Annotated in this window: 16 protein-coding genes; 11 read left to right on the forward strand and 5 right to left on the reverse strand. The window is 66.5% G+C overall.

Annotated features, from left to right (window positions below; all coding sequences use genetic code 11):
* Positions 1-16: 16 nt before the first annotated feature.
* On the forward strand, positions 17-1285 hold the full coding sequence (locus AZH51_RS15265; protein ID WP_291525707.1) for an MFS transporter: 1269 nt from the start codon (positions 17-19) through the stop codon (positions 1283-1285).
* Here the strand turns inward: AZH51_RS15265 and AZH51_RS15270 are convergent.
* Both AZH51_RS15270 and AZH51_RS15275 read right to left on the reverse strand, forming a co-directional pair.
* Entirely contained in the window at positions 1255-1875 is a 621-nt protein-coding gene (locus tag AZH51_RS15270) for a GNAT family N-acetyltransferase (protein WP_291525708.1), read from the reverse strand. The two genes, AZH51_RS15265 and AZH51_RS15270, sit on opposite strands and share 31 nt — an antisense overlap.
* 42 nt (positions 1876-1917) lie before the next feature.
* Positions 1918-2712 (reverse strand): trypsin-like serine protease, encoded by a 795-nt coding sequence (locus AZH51_RS15275; protein ID WP_291525709.1) that lies wholly within the window; start codon positions 2710-2712, stop codon positions 1918-1920.
* Between the two features lie 180 nt (positions 2713-2892).
* Here AZH51_RS15275 and AZH51_RS15280 point away from each other — a divergent pair, with 180 nt between their 5' ends.
* On the forward strand, positions 2893-3471 hold the full coding sequence (locus AZH51_RS15280) for a PadR family transcriptional regulator (RefSeq protein ID WP_291525710.1): 579 nt from the start codon (positions 2893-2895) through the stop codon (positions 3469-3471).
* Positions 3456-5009, forward strand: coding sequence for a DHA2 family efflux MFS transporter permease subunit (locus AZH51_RS15285; RefSeq protein WP_291525711.1), 1554 nt, complete (start codon positions 3456-3458; stop codon positions 5007-5009). Before AZH51_RS15280 ends, AZH51_RS15285 begins: the two co-directional genes overlap by 16 nt.
* Before the next feature lie 10 nt (positions 5010-5019).
* Here the strand turns inward: AZH51_RS15285 and AZH51_RS15290 are convergent, their stop codons facing one another.
* On the reverse strand, positions 5020-6498 hold the full coding sequence (locus AZH51_RS15290) for an MFS transporter (RefSeq protein WP_291525712.1): 1479 nt from the start codon (positions 6496-6498) through the stop codon (positions 5020-5022).
* 122 nt (positions 6499-6620) lie between these two features.
* Between AZH51_RS15290 and AZH51_RS15295 the strand changes: the two genes are divergently transcribed.
* From AZH51_RS15295 to AZH51_RS15305, 3 genes are read left to right on the forward strand one after another with little or no spacing between them, the layout of a single operon-like run.
* Complete coding sequence (locus tag AZH51_RS15295) at positions 6621-7319, forward strand: TetR/AcrR family transcriptional regulator C-terminal domain-containing protein (RefSeq protein WP_291525713.1); 699 nt, start codon at positions 6621-6623, stop codon at positions 7317-7319.
* Positions 7320-7321: 2 nt separating this feature from the next.
* Complete coding sequence (locus AZH51_RS15300; RefSeq protein WP_291525714.1) at positions 7322-7912, forward strand: GNAT family protein; 591 nt, start codon at positions 7322-7324, stop codon at positions 7910-7912.
* Between the two features lie 9 nt (positions 7913-7921).
* On the forward strand, positions 7922-8986 hold the full coding sequence (locus AZH51_RS15305) for a putative zinc-binding metallopeptidase (protein ID WP_291525715.1): 1065 nt from the start codon (positions 7922-7924) through the stop codon (positions 8984-8986).
* Here AZH51_RS15305 and AZH51_RS15310 read toward each other — a convergent pair.
* Entirely contained in the window at positions 8948-9694 is a 747-nt protein-coding gene (locus AZH51_RS15310; RefSeq protein WP_291525716.1) for a dienelactone hydrolase family protein, read from the reverse strand. The genes AZH51_RS15305 and AZH51_RS15310 overlap by 39 nt on opposite strands.
* 15 nt (positions 9695-9709) lie before the next feature.
* Positions 9710-10747 carry a S66 peptidase family protein gene (locus AZH51_RS15315; protein ID WP_291525717.1) on the reverse strand — a complete coding sequence of 346 codons (1038 nt, stop codon included), beginning with the start codon at positions 10745-10747 and terminating at the stop codon, positions 9710-9712.
* 62 nt (positions 10748-10809) lie between these two features.
* Between AZH51_RS15315 and AZH51_RS15320 the strand changes: the two genes are divergently transcribed.
* The 5 genes from AZH51_RS15320 (at position 10810) to AZH51_RS15340 (ending at position 16043) form a co-directional block, all read left to right on the forward strand.
* Positions 10810-11334 carry a GNAT family N-acetyltransferase gene (locus AZH51_RS15320; protein ID WP_291525718.1) on the forward strand — a complete coding sequence of 175 codons (525 nt, stop codon included), beginning with the start codon at positions 10810-10812 and terminating at the stop codon, positions 11332-11334.
* A gap of 145 nt (positions 11335-11479) precedes the next feature.
* Positions 11480-12652 (forward strand): substrate-binding domain-containing protein, encoded by a 1173-nt coding sequence (locus AZH51_RS15325; RefSeq protein WP_291525719.1) that lies wholly within the window; start codon positions 11480-11482, stop codon positions 12650-12652.
* Positions 12653-12735: 83 nt separating this feature from the next.
* Positions 12736-13521, forward strand: a complete 786-nt coding sequence (locus AZH51_RS15330) for an ATP-binding cassette domain-containing protein (RefSeq protein ID WP_291525720.1) — start codon at positions 12736-12738, stop codon at positions 13519-13521.
* The gene (locus tag AZH51_RS15335; RefSeq protein WP_291525721.1) at positions 13518-14837 is read left to right on the forward strand and encodes an ABC transporter permease; all 1320 of its coding nucleotides are present in this window, start codon (positions 13518-13520) and stop codon (positions 14835-14837) included. The genes AZH51_RS15330 and AZH51_RS15335 overlap by 4 nt, the downstream gene beginning before the upstream one ends.
* Before the next feature lie 24 nt (positions 14838-14861).
* A complete protein-coding gene (locus AZH51_RS15340) occupies positions 14862-16043 on the forward strand; it encodes an ROK family protein (protein WP_291525722.1) in 1182 nt (393 codons plus the stop codon).
* The last annotated feature ends 50 nt before the right edge of the window (positions 16044-16093 follow it).

The raw sequence follows: 16093 nt of genomic DNA on the forward strand, positions 1-16093 counted from the left end.
TGTCGATCTTGTGAACATGCGTGGCGCCCTGGCTGACACCCGGCCTCTCGCCGTACCCGCCTACCGGCGGTTGTGGACGGCGAACATCGTCACGGTGATCGGTGCCCAGCTGACGGTGGTCGCCGTGCCCGCCCAGATCTACGCCATCACCGGGAGTTCCTTCTACGTCGGACTCACTGGCCTGTTCGGCCTGGTGCCGCTGATCATCTTCGGGCTGTACGGCGGGGCGCTCGCGGATGTCATGGACCGACGGCAGTTGCTGATGATCACCACGGTCGGCCTGATCGCGATGAGCGCACTGTTCTGGGTGCAGGCGGAGTTCGGCTGGTCGAACGTGTGGGTGATCCTGCTGATCTTCGCCGCGCAGCAGGCCTTTTTCGCCGTCAACCAGCCCACCCGAAGTGCCCTGCTCCCGCGGATCATCCCGCTCGACCTGCTCCCCGCCGCCAACTCCCTGAACATGACTGTGATGCAGGCCGGCGCGATCGCCGGGCCACTGGTCGGTGGGGCGCTGATCCCCGTGCTCGGCTACTCGGCGCTCTACCTGATCGACACGCTGTGCCTGTTCGCCACGCTCTGGGCGGTCATCAAACTGCCGCCGCTGCCGCCGCTGGAGAAGGTCGGCCGGGCCGGACTGCGTTCGGTGCTGGAGGGATTCGCCTATCTACGCGGGCACACCGTGCTGTTGATGTCGTTCGTCGTCGACATCATCGCGATGGTCTTCGGGATGCCCCGGGCGCTCTTCCCGCAGATCGCGCACGAGAGTTTCGGCGGGCCGATCGACGGGGGACTGGCTTTCGCCCTGCTGTTCGCCGCCATTCCCCTGGGTGCTGTGGTCGGCGGGGTCTTCTCGGGGTGGGTGTCCCGGATCTCGCGTCAGGGGGTGGCCGTCGTGGCAGCGATCATCGTGTGGGGTGTGGCGATGACCGTGTTCGGACTGGCGGTGTGGCGGGCATCGGGCAGCATCGGTGTCGCGTTCTGGATCGCCTTCGTCGCGCTGGCGATCGGTGGCGCCGCCGACATGGCCTCCGCCGCGTTCCGCTCCACGATGCTGCAGCAGGCGGCGGCCGATGACGTGCGCGGTCGCCTGCAGGGTGTGTTCATCGTGGTGGTCGCTGGTGGACCGCGCATCGCGGACGTGGTGCACGGCGGTGCGGCCGCCGTCGTCGGCACAGCCGCGGCCGCAACTGGGGGTGGGGTGCTGGTGGTCGTGCTGGTTGTGGCGGTGACTCTGGCCGTGCCGGCATTCGTGCGCTATCGGGTGGCTCCCGCACCCGCGCTCTGAGCTTCGGCGCCCACCGTCTTGACCATGACGCAGTTCTTCAGCCCCTTGGGCCGGTCGTAGGTGAACCCGAGCCGTTCGTACATCCGCCGGGTCCCGTTGTAGAGGAACGACGACGACATTTTCTTCGTCTGGTCGGTCAGGTCGTGCGGGTAGCTCTCCACCCGGCCACCGCCCGCCTGGGCGATCAGGTCGAGGGCTCCGGTGATCGCCAGCTCGCTGACGCCGTGTCGCCGATACCGTTTGTCCACGAACACACAGGTGATCCGGTAGTCCGGATCCTGCGTCTTGGTCGCGTCGTACTGCTTCTTGTGGTGCAGGGTGGGCAACTCCACCGGTGTGCCGTACTCGGCCCAGGCGATGGCCTCGTCACCGACCATGACCAACGCAGCGTGCGCAGCCCCTTGGTCGACGTAGGACTTCTTCAGCGCCCGGTTCGCCTCCGCGCCCTGACCGCGCTCGGGCCCGTCGGGGTGGAACCAGATGCACCAGCAGCCGCCGAAGATGCCGTTGTGCCGTTGGACCAGGGCGTCGAAAGCCGGCCAGGTCTGCGGGCTGAGGGCGGCGATGGTGTACGGCGCGTCAAGGGCCATAGTCCACCGTAGCCAGGCACCGTGCCCCGCAACAGGGCGTACTCAGCAGCCGTCGCCGCCGGCTTGGACGACGTTGTCACCGGTGTGGTGCAGGACTGCGCGGGCGAAGAGGAACATCACGCCGAGCCGGAACGGTGAGGAGTAGGACACGTAGTCCACACAGCCACCCTGGTGCAGACCACCGATGACCCCGGTGATGCGAGCCGATTGCCCCGTGCCCGTGACGAAGGCCGACCCGCTGCTCCCGCCGACGTATCCGCCGCATTCGAACATGGGGTACCCGTCCTGGCGCAGTTGCCGCTGGGTACAGGTGATCGGGCGATCGCCGCTTCCCGCGTTGTAGGACGTCACGGTGGTGACGGTGCCGGGAGCGGCTTCCGCAGCGAGGCGAATACCGCCGGTGACCTGCTGGATGCCCACGTTGTGCCCGGCCCGTTTCTGCTTGGCGAGGCGAAGGATGGCGATGTCGGCCAGGGAACTCTGCTGGCTCTGCCACAGCGGCCGGACGTAGGCGGCGGTTACGTTCCACACGCCGTACGGTGCGTTGCCCTTGTCGTAACCCGGCACGAACGTCCATCCCGCCCCGGTTCCGTTCAGGCAGTGTGCGGCCGTGATGATCAGGTCCTGACTAGGACTGGCCAATACCGTTGCGGTGCAAGTGTGTTGGCCGCCTGAGTTGGGCGGGAAGAGGGCGCCGACGGTTTCGATCGGTGCGGTCGTGTGCGATTGCGGGATGGTCGACGGCATGGCTTCGGCGCGCACCTGCGCCCCCGGGGCGGCCAGCATGAGGCTGGACAGCGCTGCACAGGCGAGCAGGGCTCGGACTCCGCGATTCATAACAGAAGTGTATCGGGCGCGAAAGTCATTGTGGTGCAACGGCATTCACGTGTCAGTGGGCTGGGAGTGCGCTGGACGCCGTCCGGATGCGTTCTGTGTGGCGCCGTCGGGAGGTTTGCCACGTGGTGACGTGCGGGGGTTTAATAGTCCGCGCGGAATATTTGATGCGGACTAACCAGGATGATCGGAGAGCTCGTGGCGGCGCTGACACCGTTGGCCATCGTGATGCTTGCGCTGCTGCGTGAGCGCCCGATGCATCCCTACGAGATGCATCAGACCTTGCTGGAGCGGCACCAGGACCGGGTGCTCAAGATCCGGCCGGGCTCGCTCTACCACACGGTCGAGCGACTGCACTCGGACGGACTCGTCGAGGTCAAATCCGTTGAGCGCGAAGGAAATCGGCCCGAACGCACGACCTACCGCATCCTGCCGGCAGGGGAGCGCGCGCTTATCAATCGAGTGGCCGAGCTGGTGCGGGAGTGGGGACGGGACTATCCGTCCTTCCCGGTGGCAATCGGCGAAGCGCACTTCCTGCCCAAGGAAGTCGCCATCACCAGCCTGAAGGAACGACGGACCCTCATCGAACGGGACCTGGTCGTCATCGGCGATGGCCAGGTCGAAGCACTCGCCCGGAACATCGACCCGGTCGTCCTGCTCTCCGGCAACTACCTGCAGCACATGCTCAGCGCCGAGCACGAGTGGCTCACGCGCACCATCGAACTCATTGAGACTGAGGAGTACTCATGGCCGAACAACTGACCGGTCGGCGGGGCGTCGAGCCCACCGCGCCGGCGAATCCGTGGCCGGCCCTGTGGGCCATGGTCATCGGGTTCTTCATGATCCTGGTCGACTCGACCATCGTCACCATCGCGACTCCCGTCATCCGGGAGAAGCTGAACACCGACTACAACAACGTCATCTGGGTCACCAGTGCCTACCTGTTGGCGTACGCCGTGCCGCTGCTGATCACCGGACGCCTGGGTGACCGCGTCGGGCCGAAGAAGATCTACCTCATCGGACTGGCGATCTTCACGCTGTCGTCGCTGTGGTGTGGCCTGACCGATTCCATCTCCATGCTGATCACGGCGCGGGTGGTGCAGGGTCTGGGTGCGTCGTTGATGACGCCGCAGACCATGGCGGTCATCACCCGCACGTTCCCGCCGACCGCTCGCGGCAAGGCCATGGCGCTGTGGGGTGCGACCGCCGGCGTCGCGACCCTGGTCGGCCCGATCCTGGGTGGCGTCCTGGTCGACGGCCCCGGTTGGGAGTGGATCTTCTTCATCAACGTGCCGGTCGGCATCATCGGCTTCGTGCTGGCGATGCGCCTGGTCCCGGAGTTGGAGACCCACTCGCACAAGTTCGACTGGCTGGGCGTCTTCCTCTCCGCCGCCGCGATGTTCCTGATCGTCTTCGGCATCCAGGAGGGCCCGACGTACGACTGGGGCACCATCAAGGGCTGGATCTCGGTGCCGCTGCTGATCATCGCCGGTCTGGTGCTGTTCGCGGTTTTCCTGTTCTGGCAGGCCAAGAACAAGAACGAGCCGCTGATCCCGCTCAGCCTGTTCAAGGACCGCAACTTCTCGCTGTCCAACCTGGCCATCGCCTGCGTGTCGTTCTGCATCACCTCCTTCGCCTTCCCGTTCACCCTGTGGGCGCAGACGGCGCGTGGTTGGACACCGACCCAGTCGGCTCTGTTGATGGCGCCGATGGCGCTCATGACCGGTTTCCTCGCGCCCGTGGTCGGTCGGTTGACCGACAAGGTGCATCCGCGGATCCTGGCCTCCACCGGCTTCGCGGCGTCGGCGGTCGCGCTGATCTGGTTGACCTTCGTGGTGAACACGACCTCCGCCGTGTGGGAGATCCTGGCGGCCATGGCGCTGTTCGGTCTGGGTAACGCATTCTTGTGGGCCCCGTTGGCGGCGACCGCGACGCGCAACCTGCCGATGAAAGCGGCGGGTGCGGGTTCGGGTGTCTACAACGCGACCCGCCAGGTGGGCGCGGTGCTGGGTAGTGCCGCGATCGCCGCGGTGATTTCGGCGCGGTTGACGGCCAACCTCGGTCCGATGGCCTCGGCCGCGAACGCCGGACAGGAGGCACCGGGCACCAAACTGCCGCCGCAGGTGGGTGTGCCGTTCTCCACCGCGATGTCCCAGTCGCTGTGGCTGCCGGTGATCGCGCTGCTGGTCGGCCTGTTCATCTCGCTGTTCTTCGCGGCACCGTCGCACCGTGAGGTGCGCACCCGGGGCAAGCACGCTGCCCGTACGCCGAGCGCGGACCCCGCGCCCGAACCGGCCTGAGCGCGCGTTTTTATGCGGCAGCTTCCGCAAGTTCCTCCGACGGGTGCTCCTCGACGCTGCGGGAGTTGGTGAGCGTTAGCGCACCCGCCGCAGCGATCACTCCGACGATGATCGCCAGCATCGTGAACAGGATCCGCTCACCGCGGAAGAACGAGGTCACCAACTCGTTGCTCCAGACGCCTTCCGGGAGCACCTGCGTCACCAGCACCGCGATCACGGTGCCGACGATCGCCGTACCCACACTGGTGCCGACCTCCTGGGCGGTGTCGTTGAGGGCGGCACCGATCGACGTACGATTCGCCGGCATCGCATCGACCAGGGCGACCGCGCAGATCGTCATGACCGTCCGCAGACCGATCGTCATCACGACCATCGACACCGCGATGGCCCAGTAGTTGTGCTCGACACCCCAGGCCAGACCGGCCAGGCCGGCGGCGAGGAAGCCGGCGCCGACGAGGCAGGCCACGCGGTGGCCGTACTTCTTGGCCAGGCCTTCGGAGATCGGGGTCGCCAGGATCATGGTGAGGATCATCGGCAGGTTGGCCAGGCCCGCACGCATGGGGCTCCAGCCCCAGGCGTACTGGAAGTGCAGGATCAGCGCGAACATCACGCCGGCCATCGCGATGGAGGTGCCGACCTGGGCAATTGCGGCGCCGCGCACGGGCCCGCGGGAGAAGTAGTTCAGGTCGAGCATGGGCTCGGCGGCCGTGCGCTCGCGCACGATGAACCCGACGAGCGCGGCGACCGCGGCGACGAAGCAGCCAAGGGTCAGGGGCGCGGTCCAGCCGTGCTCGACGCCGCTGGTCAGGCCGTAGCAGGCCAGTCCGATGGTGGCGATGGACAGTACGGCGCCCGGCAGGTCGAGCGCGTCATCGGTCAGCCCGTCCGGGTGATCGGCAGGGACGCCGGCCCGGACTCCCAGCCAGGCGATCAGGGCGATCGGGGCGTTGACCAGCAGGAGCCAGTGCCAGGAGAAGTGCGCCAGAACGGTGCCGCCCAGGACGGGTCCGAGGACGAATCCGGACATGCCGACGACCATCATCACGGTGATCGCGCGCATCCGCAGGGTCTGGGAGTCGAACAGCCGGAACACCAGGGAGTTGGTCACCGGTGCCATCGCGGCGGCGGCCAGGCCGAGCGCAGCACGCAGGGCGATCAGTTCGCCGCTGGTGTTCACGAAGGCGACCCCGAGACTGATGATGCCGAACGCCGCCAGGCCGTAGGACAGGACGCGTCGTCTACCGAAGCGATCAGCACTGGACCCGGCAGTCAGCAGCAGCCCGCCGAAGGTCAGGGAATAGGCGCCGGTCACCCACTGCAGGGAGGTGGTATCGGCGTGCAGGTCGCGGCCGATGGTCGGCAGCGCGATGGTCAACAGGGTGTTGTCGACCATTTCGACGAAGAAGGCCAGGCAGAGGGCGGCCATGGGGATCCACGCCGCCCGGAGGGACGAGTACGTGCGCGGCCCCGCAGTAGGGATCGTGGTCATGGGTGCTCCTGGAGGTGCTGTGCGGATTATCGAACAAGGTTCGGTAATAGAACGTGGTTCGATAATAGAACCATGTTCGGTTCTAATGCAACCACTGCCCGTCCGTGTGGTGGGATGGTCCCGTGAGCAGTCAGTCCACCCGCCCTGCCGCCCGTCGTCGGCGTGCGTCGCACTCCCTGGAGTCGGTGCTCACCGAGGCCGTGGCGATTCTGGATGAAGCCGGCGGCGCCGGGTTGACCTTCCGTGCGCTCGCAGCCCGGTTGGGCGGCGGAGTGGGCAGCATTTACTGGTATGTCTCCAGCCGGGACGAATTGCTCGACCGGGCCGCGGACTTCGCCATGGCGGATGTCGTGGCCTCGATCGAACCGGTCGGCAGCGACGACCCGATCGCCGACATCCGCACGATCGCCGTCGCGATGTTCGACGCGATCGTCGACCGGCCCTGGCTGGGCGCCTACCTGATGAGGGACACCGGCGTGCAGGAGAACTCGCTGCGGATCTACGAGAAGATCGGCGAGCAGGTCATGCGCCTGGGCCTGACACCACGCCAGGCGTTCCATGCGACGTCTGCTGTCGTCGGGTTCGTCATCGGCACCGCCGCCGATATGGGCCAGGAGTTGCCGGAAGCCGTCGTGTCGGGGGAGTTGGACCGCGATATCTATATGTCCCGCGCTGCCCAGCAGTGGCGAGATATGGACCCGGCGCAGTTCCCGTTCATTCACTACATCGTCGAGGAATTCGCGGTGCACCAGGACGTGGAGCAGTTCCGGGCGGGGCTGGACCTGATCCTCGCCGGTCTGAAGCTGCAAGCGGACGGCTGAGCGTGCCCGCGACCTTCCCCTCCGACGGCCCACTGGTCGGCCGGGTGGTCCGTCTCGACCGGCTCACCGACGCGGACATCGACCCGTTGCACGAGTTGATGGCCGACCCCCGGGCGTTCACCAGTGGTGCGTTCCCGTTCGAGACCGCGCACACTTCGCGGGAGCAGACCGCTGCCTTCGTCGGGTCGCGACTGGCTGACACCGCCAGCGTGCCCTACGCCGTACGTCTGGTGGACGGGACCTTCGTCGGCACCACGTCGCTGTTGGAGATCGACTTGGTCAACGAGAAGACGCACATCGGCTCGACGTTCTACGGCCGGGATTTCTGGGGGTCGAGGGTCAACCCCGAGACCAAACTGCTGCTGCTTCGCCATGCCTTCGATGACTGCGGTTTCGGCCGGGTCAAGATCCAGACCGACCACCGCAACGAGCGCTCGCGAGCGGCGATCGCGCGGCTGGGGGCGACGTACGAGGGGACGCTGCGACGCGACGTACGTCGATCGGACGGATCCTGGCGCGACACGGTCGTTTTCAGCATTCTGTCGGCTGAATGGTCTGGCATTCGCGAGCGGCTGGGCGAGCGGCTGAAGTAGGTTGGAGACGTGCGAAGTTTCGGGTGTCCGCAGTGCCGGGTGAACGTCTCTTTTGAAGCTCTCAGGTGTGAGGCATGTGGTGCGCGAATCGGCTACCACCCGCCCAGCTACCAGTACTACGTCCTGACTGATGGAGTGGCCGACGTCCACGGCCAGCGGTGGGAGGAATGTGCCAACCGGGACTGGGCCTGCAACTGGCTGGTCGACCCCACCACCGGCCGAACCACTTGCTCCTCAACGGAATTCATCCGCGGCCGGCCCGATGCCGATGACACGGTGGCCCTGGACAAGTTGGCCGATGCTGCGCACTGGTTGCGCCGGTTGATCTACCAACTGGACCACCTCGGTCTGCCGTTGGACAGCTACCAGGACAAGGAAGGCGCTCTGGCCTTCGACTTCTTTTCGAGTATCGCTCTGGGCAGGCCGGTCACGATCGGGCACGCCAACGGCGTGATCACGATCGACCTGGCTGAAACGCTCGACGATCGCCGTGAACGACTGCGGGTCAGGTTGGGCGAGCCGTACCGGACCATGCTCGGTCACCTTCGTCACGAGGTCGGCCACTATTACGAGAGCATCCTGGTGGAGAAGCCGGGCGGGCCGCTGCTGGATGAGTGCCGGGAACTCTTCGGCGACGAGCGGATCTCCTACGCCGACGAGATCAAGCGGCATTACAAGTTCGGGGCCCCCGAGAACTGGCGCGACTCCTACATCTCCGAATACGCCACGATGCATCCGTGGGAAGACTTCGCCGAGAGTTGGGCGCACTATCTGCACATCACGGACACCATGGAGACAGCCGCCGCCAGTGGCATGATGCTGAGCACCGCGCGGATCAATGACTACGACGGGCCGCCGATCTCGCCCCGATTCGATTACGGTCCAGATCATTTCGACGCCATGTTGGAAGACTGGTTCTGGATCAAGACGTTCTTCAACCGGATCAACCGGTCGATGGGTAAGCGTGATCTCTACCCGTTCGAGATCAACCGGGCGGTGGCCAAGAAACTGGCCTTCGTGCACAAGGTCGTGACCTCAGCCTCGGTCAAGCGTCCGGTCGAGCAGCCCGCGTAAGGTCCGCATCGCCCGCCGCGCACTTGCTTCGTCGTACGACGCGGTGTCGGCCATCGTGTATCCGTGCGACGCGCCGGGGTAGACCTCGTTGATCCCGGTCAGACCGGCGTCACGCAGGGTCTCGCCCAGGACCGCGACCGCCTCAGGTGGCATCGATCGATCGTTGTCGGCGTGTCCATACGCGAATTCCGCTCTCGCAGTTGGGATTCGCAGATGCGGACTGTGTTCGTCGTCCGTCACCAACCCACCGCCGTGGAAGCCGGCGCAGGCAGCGACGAGTTGTGGGTGGTCGCCGGCGGCGATGGTGGCGAAGCGGGCACCCATGCAGTAGCCGACGACGCCGATCGACCCTTCGCTCACCTCGGGACGGCGGACCAGTTCCTCCACGAACACGGCGGCATCCTGGCTCATCCGCTCTGCTGTCAGTGTGCTCAGCCGGGGTCGGACGCCGGCAAAGAACGCCTCCCGCTTCTCCGGTGTCTCCAGCGGGCCGTCCGGTGAGGTCTCCTGCGCATTGCCGAAGCGGAAGAACACGTTGGGCGCGAGCACGGTGTAACCCCACGAGGCGATCTCGGCGGCCATGGAGTCGATCTGTGGTCGTAAACCGATGGCATCCATGAACAGCAGCACTCCCGGTGCCGGGGCGTTCGGTCCAACCTCCAGGTACGCCTCGACGGGGCCTTCCGGATGCTCGACCGAAACCATCATCGTTCTATCTAACCGTCACTGATAGTCGGCCCACACCCGCCGGGAGGTCCCGTCGATCGTCATCCGACCGCCGTACGGAACGATCCATTGCGGCCGGGTGTGGCCGAACGGGATCCCGAGCACGACGACCGCATCCGGGTTGTAGCGCGTGATGAGATCGACGGCCATGTCGGATTGCTCTTGGCGGCGGGCAGACCTGGTCGGCGAATCGGCCGGGCGTTCGTGCTCGGAGGTCGGCGGTCGGGCCACCAGCACAGCCGACGACCGCGCCAGAAGTCCTCGCTCGCCGAGAGCGCGCAGGATCCAACCGAACTCACGGGCGGGGATGAGCTCTTCCGACGTCTCCAGCAGCAGGACGCCCCCGTCCATGTCCGCACGGTTGTCGTCGAACCGGCCTGCGGTCAAGAGCCATTGGACCACCTCGGCGCAACCACCCCAGGTGACGCCGTCGACCACTCGCTGGGCACCGGCCCACCGCCAGGGCTGGGTCGGTTCGCGATCGCCGTACGTCGTCAGGGCACGCGGATCAAGCCAGTCGACCCCGAAGTCCTCCGACTCACCCGGCTCGGTCAGCTCGAGCCGTTCACCCGTCAGCAGCGCCGCTCGCAGGCTCGCGACGTGGATCGGATCGACGCCCGGTCCCGGGCCGAGCTGCACCTGGGTCGAGCCACCGTAGAAGCCGGTGATTCTGTTCTGCCACAACCAGTTCAGGATGTTGGTGTTGTCGCTGTAGCCGAGGTACGGCTTGGGATCGCGCCGGGCGAGCTCGGCGTCCAGGTGCAGGACCACCGTGATCTGGTCCTCGCCGCCGATGCTGGCCAGGATCGCGCGGATGGAGGGGTCGGCGAGCGCGGCGTTGAAGTCCGCCGCCCGGTCCTTCGCGGAGGCGCCAAGCTGCCGGGTAGTCGGGTATTCGACCGGGATGAGCCCCGTCACCTCGGTGAGCCGGCGCATGGCCTGTTCGTGCACGGCAGGCGCGAAGCCGGGCGCTGCGAACGAGGGGGACAACACGGCGACGCTGTCCCCGGGTGCGGCCTTCGGCGGCGTGATCATCCCCGCACGATAGGGCCCGGGTCGGAGCCCATTCCACAGGATTTTGCGGTCATGATGATCCGGTGGCGCAACAACTGACGATCCGCTCCGCCGACCCCGAGTTGGACGCATGGGCATGCGCGCAGATCTACGCGCCGTACGTCACCGACACCGTTGTGTCCTTCGAACTCGACCCACCACCCGCACCGGAGATGGCCCAGCGGATCGGCGACGCCATCGAATGGCTGGTCGCGATCCGGGGCGATCAGGTCATCGGGTACGCGTACGCGGTGCAGCACCGTCAGCGCGCTGCCTACCGATTCGCTTGTGACGTCAGCGTTTACGTGGATCGCGGTGCGCACCGCGGCGGGATCGGCAGCGAGTTGTACCGGCAACTGTTCGCTCGGTTGGAGAAGCGCAACTACCGGACCCTGTGCGCTGGGATCACGATGCCCAACGACGCCAGCGAGGGCTTGCACACCGCTCTGGGGTTCACGCGCGTGGGTGTTTACCACCAGATCGGCTGGAAGTTCGAGGCCTGGCACGACACGCTCTGGATGCAGAAACACATCGGCGGCGCCGGTCCGCCGGCCGGCGAGCCGGGCTGAGCCAGCATCCTCGCCCACGGGGCCGGGGTAGTTAACGATTCCATTACGGATGTGGCATGGATCACTCCCGGGATATATGTTGTCGGACACAACAAAACTGGCGACGGTCCTGTGCTGGCCGCAGCCTCCTGAAAGGTAGTGAAATATGCGCAAAGGTGCGCTGAGCGCGGCAGTCTTCGCCGCCTCCGGTGTCATGGCGCTGGCCGCCTGTGGCAGCAGTTCCTCATCCTCCTCGCCGTCGGCTACCGCGGGAGGGGGCACATCCGGTGGTGGGATGACCTCCAGCGCTTCGAGCAGTGCCGGCGGTGGCAGCAGCGCCGGCGCAACGGTCGACGGTAAGGGCGCGAAGGTCGGCATCATCCTGCCGGACCGCACGACGTCCAACCGCTGGATCTCGACCGACCCCGACGCCCTGGCGGCCCGGTGCAAGGCCGACAACCTGGACTGCGACATCCAGAACGCGAACAACTCCGCGACCACGATGGCCACCCAGGCCGACACCATGATGAACAACGGTGTGAAGGTCCTGATGCTGGTCAACCTGGACTCTGCGTCCGCGGCGAAGATCGAGCAGAAGGCCAAGTCCAAGGGCATCATCACGATCGACTACGACCGCCTGACCCTCGGTGGTGACGCGTCGCTCTACGTGTCCTTCGACAACGTCAAGGTCGGCGAGTTGCAGGGCCAGACCCTCGTGCAGTGCCCGCAGGTCAAGGGCAAGTCGGCGGTCAACTATGTCGAGTTGAACGGTGCCCCCACCGACAACAACGCCACCCTGTTCGCCCAGGGCTACAACAGCGTGCTGTCCAAGCAGCCGGGTTGGAAGAAGCTGGCCGACCAGTCGATCGCGAACTGGGACAACACCCAGGCGGGCATCACCTTCACCTCGATGTACCAGAAGAACCCCGACATCCAGGCCGTGATGGTCGCCAACGACGGTATGGCCGGACCGGTCATCGCCGACCTCGCCAAGCAGAAGAAGGCTGGCACGGTTGCGGTTTCGGGTCAGGACGCCACGGTCGAGGGACTGCAGCGGATCATGCAGGGCACCCAGTGCTTCACGATCTACAAGCCGTCCGTCGGTGAAGCGGACCCGGCCGTGGACGCTGCTGCGAAGTTCGCGACTGGTCAGTTGCCGACCACCACGGCCACGGTGACCGACACCGAGACCGGCCGCAAGGTGCCGGCCATTCTGGCGACGCCGATCGCCATCACCCAGGCCAACGTGGCGCTGCCGATCAACGACGGCTACACGCCGAAGGCGACGACCTGCGCCAACACGTTCGCCGAGTTGTGCACGAAGTTCGGAGTGAAGTAACTCCACCGCACGCGTGGGTCGGGTCGGCTGGTCCCGCGACCAGCCGGCCCGACCCACCAACTCCCTGACGCCAGAAGGAATTCATGTCAGACACCCCTGTCCTGCAACTGCGGGATATCAACAAGAGCTTCGGTGCCGTCCACGTCCTGCGCGATGTCGACTTCGAGGCGTACGCCGGTCAGGTCACGGCCCTGGTCGGCGACAACGGCGCCGGCAAGTCCACCCTCGTCAAGTGCATCGGTGGGACCTATCCGATCGACTCCGGCGAGTACCTCTTCGACGGGAAGCCGGTCTCCGTGCACGGCCCTCGCGATGCAGCGGCGCTGGGCGTCGAGATCGTCTACCAGGACCTCGCGCTGTGCGAGAACCTCGACGTCGTCCAGAACATGTTCCTGGGCCGCGAGCAGATGCGCGGTCTGGCCATGGACGAGGACTCGATGGAGGTCGCCGCGAGCGATGCGCTGAAGTCGCTGTCGGTGCGGACCCTGAAGTCCGTCCGGCAACGGGTCTCGAGCCTGTCCGGTGGCCAGCGGCAGACCGTGGCGATCGCCAAAGCCGTTCTGTGGCAGGCGAAATTGGTCATTCTGGATGAGCCGACCGCTGCCCTGGGTGTCGCCCAGACCGAGCAGGTCCTGAATCTCGTACGGCGCCTGGCCGATTCAGGCGTAGCCGTGGTTCTCATCTCGCACAACATGAACGACGTCATGCAGGTCGCCGACAGGATCGCGGCCCTCTACCTCGGCCAGACTGCGGCCATCGTCAACAGCAAGGACGTCACGACCACCCAGGTGGTGGAGCTGATCACGACCGGCCGGTCCGGCGACCTCGGCCTGCCCGCCACCTCTCCCGTAGGAGCTGCTTCTTCGTGACCACCGAAACCACCACTGCCAGAGACGAACTGGCGCTCGCCACCGTCCCCACCAGTGACCTCAAGTCGTTCATCGGCGGCTACATCACCCGGATCCGCGGCGGCGACATGGGCTCGCTGCCCGCTGTCGCAGCGCTCCTCGTGTTGGTCCTGATCTTCTCGATCTTCGATAGCGGCTTCTTCTCCCTCAGCAACCTGTCGTCACTGACGACGCAAGCAGCACCAGGCATCCTGCTCGCGATGGGCCTGGTCTTCGTCCTGCTGCTGGGTGAGATCGACCTGTCCGCCGGCACCACCTCCGGCGTCGGCGCCGGCATCATCGCCGTGCTGCTGTTCCACCAGTGGCCGTGGCCGATCGCGCTTCTCGTCGCCCTGGCCGTCGGCGCCCTCATCGGCCTGTTCATCGGAGTCATGCGGGCCAAGCTGCGCGTGCCCTCCTTCGTGATCACCCTGGCGCTGTTCCTGGGTCTGCAGGGCGTGCTCATCCTGATCATGAACACGGTCGGTAGCAGTGGCGCGCTGTCCTATCACCAGGACGTTCTCGATGCGATCGAGAACGAGTTGATGCCGCTGTGGCTGGGCTGGACCATGGCTGCCCTCGTCGTGCTCGGCTATGCAGCCATCGTGCTCAACCGGATCCGCGGTCGCCGGTCCCGGGGATTGGCCACCGAGCCCACCGCCGTGACTGCGTTGAAGATCGGTACGACCGCCGTCGTCGTCCTCGGCGCGACCTTCCTCTACAGCCTCAACCAGAACTCCGGCGCCACGCCGGGGGTCGCCACCGTCGACGGGAAGCTGGTCCAGGTGGCACCGCCGACGCTGCAGGGCATTCCGTGGGTCGTCCCGATGATCCTGGTGCTGGTTCTGGTGCTGGCCTTCGTGCTGAACCGTACCCGCTACGGGCGGCACATCTACGCCGTCGGCGGTAACGACGAAGCGGCGCGCCGTGCAGGTATCCGGGTCGACGCCGTGCGCATCTCGGTGTTCGTGATCTGTTCGACGATGGCGGTCATCTCCGGTCTCGTCCTCGGATCGCAAAGTGGCGTCAGCCAGCAGACCGGTGGCGGCAACACGCTGCTCCTTGCCGTTGGCGCCGCAGTCGTCGGTGGCACAAGCCTTTTCGGTGGCAAGGGCAAGATCACCGACGCGGTCGTCGGTGGCCTGGTGGTCGCGGTGATCATCAACGGTATGTCCGACCTCATCCAGAGCAAGAACAACGCGGCCTGGCAGATGATCGTCACCGGCGCCGTGCTGGCCCTGGCGGCAACGGTCGATGCGTTGAGCCGTCGTCGAGCGGGTGCGAGCGGTCTCGGCTGATCCTGTCGATACTCTGTCCTCGCGATGAGCACAGTCATCCGGCCGGTCGCCCGGCCCGAGCAGATCCGCAAGCACAACCTCGGCCTGCTCCTGCGGCATCTGCACCAGGTGGGGTCGATCTCCCGCAGCGAACTCACCACGGCGACCGGCCTGAACCGCAGCACGATCGCCGCGCTCGTCGGAGAACTCGCCGAGCGTGAGGTGGTGGCCGAGCATCCTGATCCGACCAAGTCCGGAGCCGGGCGACCGTCGTACGTCGTGACCGCCCTGCCGCAGGCGGCGCACGTCATCGCCGTGGACCTGGATGTGCGTACGGTGAGCGCCGCGGCCGTGGGGTTCGGCGGTCAGGTGCGCGCGCGGCGTACCTGGAACCATCCGGTCAAACACCCCGAGCCCGGGGATGTCGCCGATGCCATTGCCCAGGCGGCTAGCGAACTCGATTGCGAGGCAGCGGGATCGCGGTGCGTCGGGTTGAGCGTCGGTGTCCCCGGGATGGTGCGTGCGCACGACGGTTGGGTGCTCAACGCGCCGAACCTGCGCTGGCACGGCGTGCCCTTCGGCCAGCTCCTCCGCGAGCGGGTCGGGCGCGAGGTGCGCACGGCGAACGACGCCGACCTGGCGGCGTACGCCGAGCACCTGCGGGGCGCGGGTCGCGGGTACAACAACCTGATCTGCGTGCTGGGCCGCAACGGCGTGGGCAGCGGGGTGCTCGTCGATGGCATCCCGTTGCACGGTGCCACGGGATATGCGGGCGAGCTGGGTCATGTCGTGATGGACCCTAAGGGGCGCCGGTGCCATTGCGGCAACCGGGGGTGCGTGGAGCAGTACGCCGGCGCGCCCGCGTTGCTGCGAGCCGCTCGGCGACGCGGCGCCCCCGTGGCAGACGTGGACGAACTGTTCAGCCGCTTCGACTCCGGCGACGAAGTAGCAGCGCGGGTCGTGAGCGAGGTCGCGGATTGGGTGGGTGTGGTCACCGGCAATGTCGTGACCTTCCTGGAGCCCAACGCCATTGTCTATGTCGGTCATCTCGCCGAAGTGATCCGCCGGTGCGAGTCAGCGGTCGCACGCCGCGTCGCACGCGGGGCAACCGCCGACGCCGCTGCGCCGGTGGCCCTCCTGCCCGGTGTGCTCGATGAGCCGATCCTCGTCGGTGCAGCGGAACTGGCGTTCGAGGATCTTTTCGCCGGGGACCTGTCGATCCTGTAGGCCGTGTCCCACTCCTAATTGGCTCGCGCTGCCGCTCGGGCGCCGGTAGC

The organism is Branchiibius sp. NY16-3462-2, assembly GCF_001594145.1.
Taxonomy (GTDB): Bacteria; Actinomycetota; Actinomycetes; order Actinomycetales; family Dermatophilaceae; genus Branchiibius.